Genomic DNA, 5,601 nt, shown 5'->3' on the forward strand with positions numbered 1-5,601 from the left:
AGTTGCCAACACCGTATAAAATTAATTGCTTGTGCAAGCCTACTTACGAAAATCCTCGCGGATTTTCTATTCGGTTTGTATTTGCTAAATTAGGTACTTAAACAACGCAACTAATCTTATACAATCACGTTACCTACAATTTGAAAAAACGTATCCTAATATTATTTTTAACTATACTTTCGGCTTGTAAACAAGAAAGTAAAATTGACAATTTCAATGGAATTTGGACTGAACCCGAATTGTCGGAACTGAATTCTATTGTTTCTGAATTTGACCAAATCTTAACGACTGAATACAAAACCGATTCCGAAAACAAAGCATATTTGGAATATTCCAATAACGTCCTTCAAAATCAAATCGTGCCGAATTTAAACGGAATGGAAAAATTGAGTTCTGATTTAAAAAAGTTTGTGGTTTTTGACAAAATTTGGTGGAAATATACGGATTCAAATTCCGAACATTTCAATTTAAAAACTGATAGTAATTACATAAAATATTTGACCGAAATTGGAATAAAATCCGATTTTATAAAAAATTACGCTGACCAACTTAATCAAGCAAGTGACTTACTTCCTTCCGTTGTTGCTGGCTTTTCTAAAAACATTGAGAACATTGATTTGACCGACAAAAATAATCGTCTGATTTTTGCAATACACTATCTGACATTAATAAACCGATAAAAAAAACTGTAGGTAACACCGTATAAAAAAAATTGCTACTTTTAGCTTAACCAAAGTTAGTTGCTCGTTTGCTAGCTTCTGATTTTCCTTCGGAAAATCCTCGCACACAAACACGCAACTTTCCTTATACATAAACGTTGTAAGTAATGCCGAAAAACCCAGAAACCGAATGAAAAAAACAATATTCGAAATTACCAAAATGGACTGTCCTTCAGAGGAAAATCTAATCCGAATGAAATTGGACGGAATTTCAAGTATTGCGAATTTGGACTTTGATATTCCGAATCGAAAATTGACCGTTTTTCACAGCGGAGAAATTGACCAAATCGAAAAGTCCGTTATCGAATTGAATTTAGGTGGAAAAAAAATCTCAACGGAACAAACCGACCAAACGGAATTTAAAGAAAACGCAAACCAAAAAAAACTACTTTGGTCTGTACTTGCAATCAATTTTGCTTTTTTCATTATCGAAATAACAACAGGAATAATCTCAAAATCAATGGGACTTGTTGCCGATAGTTTAGATATGCTTGCGGACAGTTTTGTGTACGGAATTAGTTTGTTTGCGGTTGGCGGAACAGTAATAAAGAAAAAACGAATTGCCAAACTTGCTGGATATTTTCAAATAATACTTGCGATTATTGGATTTGTAGAAGTCTTGAGAAGATTTTTCGGAAACGAGAAACTTCCCGATTTTTCAACAATGATTATCGTTTCGATTTTTGCACTTATCGCAAACGGAATTTGTCTTTATATTTTGCAAAAGTCAAAGAGCAAAGAAGAAGCACATATGAAAGCGAGTATGATTTTCACTTCGAATGACGTGATTATCAATTTGGGAGTAATTATTGCAGGAATTTTAGTGCATTATTTGAGTTCTAATAAACCTGATTTGATTATCGGAACAATTGTTTTTGCATTGGTAATTCAAGGAGCATTTCGGATTTTGAAATTAAGTAAGTGAACTAAAAAAGCACTACTTACAACAACGTGTATAATTAATGGCTGGTTCTCGCCTACTTACGAAAATCCTCGCGGATTTTCTATTCGGTTTTTATTTGCTAAATTAGGTGCTTAAACACGCCACTAATCATACACAAAACCGTTGCAAGTAATAGCGGAAATCACTCAAACGCAAACAATTCGTAAATAAAATAAATCTGATTTTTAACAAATATTACGCTGAATTTACTCTACCGATTTTCTACTCGAACGGAATTTCTTACTCAAACGGAATCTCATTCAAAACGGAATCTCACTCAAAACGGAATTTCTTACTCAAAACGGAATTTCTTACTCAAAACGGAATTTCTTACTCAAAACGGAATTTCTTACTCAAAACGGAATTTCTTACTCAAACGGAATTTCCACTCAAACGGAATTAGAAAAAGTTAGCAGATTAAAGATAAATAAAAGTAATCGGAACAAAAAAACTACTACTTGCAACACCGTATAAAAAAAATTGCTATTTTGTGCTTAATTAAAGTGTGTTGCTTTTTTGCTTGCTTCTGATTTTCCTACGGAAAATCCTCGCGCACAAAAACGCAACTTTCTTTATACAAAAACGTTGGCAAACAGTTAAAATGGAAACAAAGGAATTATTTAATAAGTCATATAATTCGTTTAGAAATGAATATCGGATTTTAGAAACCGAAAAATCTAACGGAATTAATAAAACTCTGTTTTTTGACAGAGTTGGCGCATTAACAATCGCCAGACAAAATAAATTAAACGCTCCTTTATACACATTTGAACTTTACCCTTATAAACCATATTGGATTTATCAGATTTATTGGGTATTTCTTAAATGGCGCAGAAATAAACGCAAAAGAAGAGCAAACCAACCAACAGAAAATCCAAACAAAAAAAGAACTATATCATCTTTACTATTAAAATATTTAGAGGAAATAATCATCGGACTAATAATAGTCATAATTGGAATACTAATCGAAAGAGGTAAAATAGACATTGGAATATGATTAAAAACCGATTTGCCAACACCGTGTAACAGTCATTGCTTCGTATTTTCACTTTTGGAAAAACCTCGCAAATCCTGATGTTGATTGTTAATTAATTAACTCTGTTGCTTAACAACGCAACGTCTGTTACACAAAAACGTTGGCAACAATATTGAAAAAACTACCCGAATGAAATTAGCATTTACGATTTTAACATTATTTATTCTATTCTCTTGCGAAAATCCAGCGGAAAAATCAAATGAACGACTTAAATCTTCCATTTTCAAAAAAGGAACAGAAATCCAAGAAAACTACAAACAATATAAAAATGACATTACAAATTCCGGATTTGCTACACTTTTAAGTCTTGACCGATTAAAGCAGGATAAAAACCACGAAGAATCAAAAAAAATAATCCAAAAAGCAGAATCTATTTTAACGACTTTTAATCAAAACAATCAAAATCTTGTGTCTGATTTAAAAAGCTTGTTTGATTCCATACAGCCAACAGAAAAAATCAATCTAAAAGAAATTCAAAGAATGAAAGGCAAGTTTGATGAATCAATTGAGATAACAAAATCAAATTATAAATCCGACTCGACTGTTCTTGCAATTAGTGCTAAAATAATCAAGCTAATCGATGAAGATTGTAAATATGAAATTGTTGATAATCAAATAAGATTCTATGACCAAAACTGTGTAAACAACTATAATTTTTACAACTCTAATCTCGAATCAGCAATAATGTTCGCAAAATTTGATGTATCCAAAAGAAAATTTGAAAAGCTAAAATCAAACAACTAGCAATGAAAAAACACTCGAAACTTATAATTATAATCGGCTTATTAATAGGTTTATTCTTTTTGGTAAAAAGCAGAAGAGTTTCTCAATCAACTTTTGATTTAATGGTTTTAATGGAAAAAACTGAAATACTTGAAGTTTGCAATAACAGACTAAAAGCTAAACAAAAAGACCCAAATATAAGTTTCAGAAATGTATCTTATGACAATAAAGAGTATTACAATTATATTCTTTCAAAAAATGGAGATAACCTATGTTCAAATCCAGTTAAACTAAACCAAGTAGTAATAGACCATTATAAAAACTTCTTTAAAGAAGAATGGAAATTTATTTTTTAAATACAATGAACCTTAAAACTTTAATCCCAATATTACTACTCTTCATTTCTCTAACTAAAGTAAATGCACAAATTGAGAAAATTGGAATAAAATCATTTTTAGACAAATCGATTTCTAAAAAAGAATATTCAATAGATTTTCTTGAAAAGTCAGTATTAAACAATAGTTATAATCATAGCCTACTACTAAATAAAGCTGTTCGTTTTAAAATGTATTTAGATGCACAAGAATTTTCAAGTAATCTTTATGCAAAAAATTGCAAAATAAATTCCTCACAAATTGCCATAACAAATGTGCGTATTAAAAACACCTTTCAACAAGGTTTAAAAAATGCTAATTATCTGTTCAAGGTTGCAGAACAAAAGGAGCCTTCATTTACAAACGAGTACAAAAAAATCTTTAATAAGCAAACCGAAATGATTGGTTCGTTTTTAAAATATTCTGATTCAGATTGCAATTCAGTTTTAGCTGATTTACAAATGAGAAATCAGGGTATTTATATTGACGAAAAACTTGGAAACAATGTTCTTTCATTTAATTATATACTTAATCCAGTTAAAGAGATTTTGGATAATCATAAACAGGAATTTACATCAATAAATAATGCTTCTGATGAAGATTTTTTCTTTACAATAGACTTACCTAAAAGTTGGTCGACTAAACCAAAAAAAGATTTTTCAAATGCTTCAACAGTTGGATTTTACGAGCCTTATGAAAAATTCCTTGATGCAAGCATTACCGCATCGATATTATCAAAACAATTCATCACCAAAGAGGAAATGAAATCTCAAAATATTTCAGATAATGATATTGTAGATTTTATTTATGAAGATGATGAAACTTTAATTACCATTCTTAAAATCTTCAACACAAAAATATCTAATAATAAAATAAATTGTACACTCTACAATAACGGAAAAAACAAAATGATTTTTTATAATTCATATACAGATTTAGGAAAAGTAACAGAAAATGAAATTTTAGATGGTCAAGTAATAGAATATTTTGGTGCAATAAATATTAAAAATGGCAAAGTCATTAATATTAATGGAGGTGCTTTAAAAAGCAATGAATTTAACTCTTATGATTACTATTCAAAGCTTTTTTTTAAAGTAATAACTTCAATAAAGTTTAAAGACATCAAAAAAAATACACTTTATCTGACTGAAGAACAAAATATGAAGTTCATACAATTAAACTTTAGTGGATTAAATTATAAGTTTATGCTTGATACAGGAGCTTCTAATGTTGTAATTAATAAAAATGTACTTTCCGACTTGTTATCAAATGGAGTTGTAAGTAAAGAAAACTACATTGGAGATTCTCTTGCAGAAATTGCAGACGGTTCAATGATTGCTTGTCAAAATTGGTTAGTTCCAGAATTAAAGATTGGAAATCAAATATTAAAAAACCTAACAGTAAGTGTAACAGATTCAGAAAATAGTATGTTACTTTTTGGAATGGATGGTTTAAAAAAGTTAAATGTTCTGAAATTAAACTTAACCGAAAATGAAATAATTTTAAACCGTGAATAAAATACTGTTGCCAACAACGTATATAAAACATAGCTATTACAGGCTTTCCGAGAGGTTTGTGTGTATTTGCAAAGTCCGCCAAATTTTTTAATTTGGCTTTTTTAGAAAATAAGATAAAAAGAAAATTAAAAAATTCGGCTCGTGTTTAATCCGAAAAGTTAGCGTCTATTTATACGCTACGTTTCATACACAAGACCGTTGGCAACAAGCTGAAAAAAAATGACGTCTGAAAAATATAACACTTTAGGAAAAGGAACTGCGGTAATTTCGTTCATAATCGGAGCATTGA

General features: G+C 29.8%; 6 protein-coding genes. All 6 read left to right on the forward strand.

Translation table 11 applies throughout. The features are described from left to right. The first annotated feature begins 140 nt into the window (after positions 1–140). Positions 141–680, forward strand: coding sequence for a hypothetical protein (locus OS188_RS14610; RefSeq protein WP_267149593.1), 540 nt, complete (start codon positions 141–143; stop codon positions 678–680). A 169-nt stretch (positions 681–849) separates the two neighbouring features. After that, a complete protein-coding gene (locus OS188_RS14615) occupies positions 850–1,644 on the forward strand; it encodes a cation efflux transmembrane domain-containing protein (RefSeq protein WP_267149594.1) in 795 nt (264 codons plus the stop codon). Between the two features lie 619 nt (positions 1,645–2,263). Further along, complete coding sequence (locus OS188_RS14620; RefSeq protein ID WP_267149595.1) at positions 2,264–2,659, forward strand: hypothetical protein; 396 nt, start codon at positions 2,264–2,266, stop codon at positions 2,657–2,659. Between the two features lie 168 nt (positions 2,660–2,827). Beyond that, positions 2,828–3,442 carry a hypothetical protein gene (locus OS188_RS14625; protein ID WP_267149596.1) on the forward strand — a complete coding sequence of 205 codons (615 nt, stop codon included), beginning with the start codon at positions 2,828–2,830 and terminating at the stop codon, positions 3,440–3,442. Positions 3,443–3,444: 2 nt separating this feature from the next. Then, positions 3,445–3,777: a hypothetical protein gene (locus OS188_RS14630; protein WP_267149597.1), complete on the forward strand. Its 333-nt coding sequence runs from the start codon at positions 3,445–3,447 to the stop codon at positions 3,775–3,777. A gap of 5 nt (positions 3,778–3,782) precedes the next feature. Continuing rightward, entirely contained in the window at positions 3,783–5,312 is a 1,530-nt protein-coding gene (locus OS188_RS14635; protein ID WP_267149598.1) for a retropepsin-like aspartic protease, read from the forward strand. Positions 5,313–5,601: the final 289 nt, after the last annotated feature.

The sequence above is a fragment of the Xanthomarina sp. F1114 genome, from assembly GCF_026410255.1.
Classification (GTDB): Bacteria; Bacteroidota; Bacteroidia; order Flavobacteriales; family Flavobacteriaceae; genus Xanthomarina.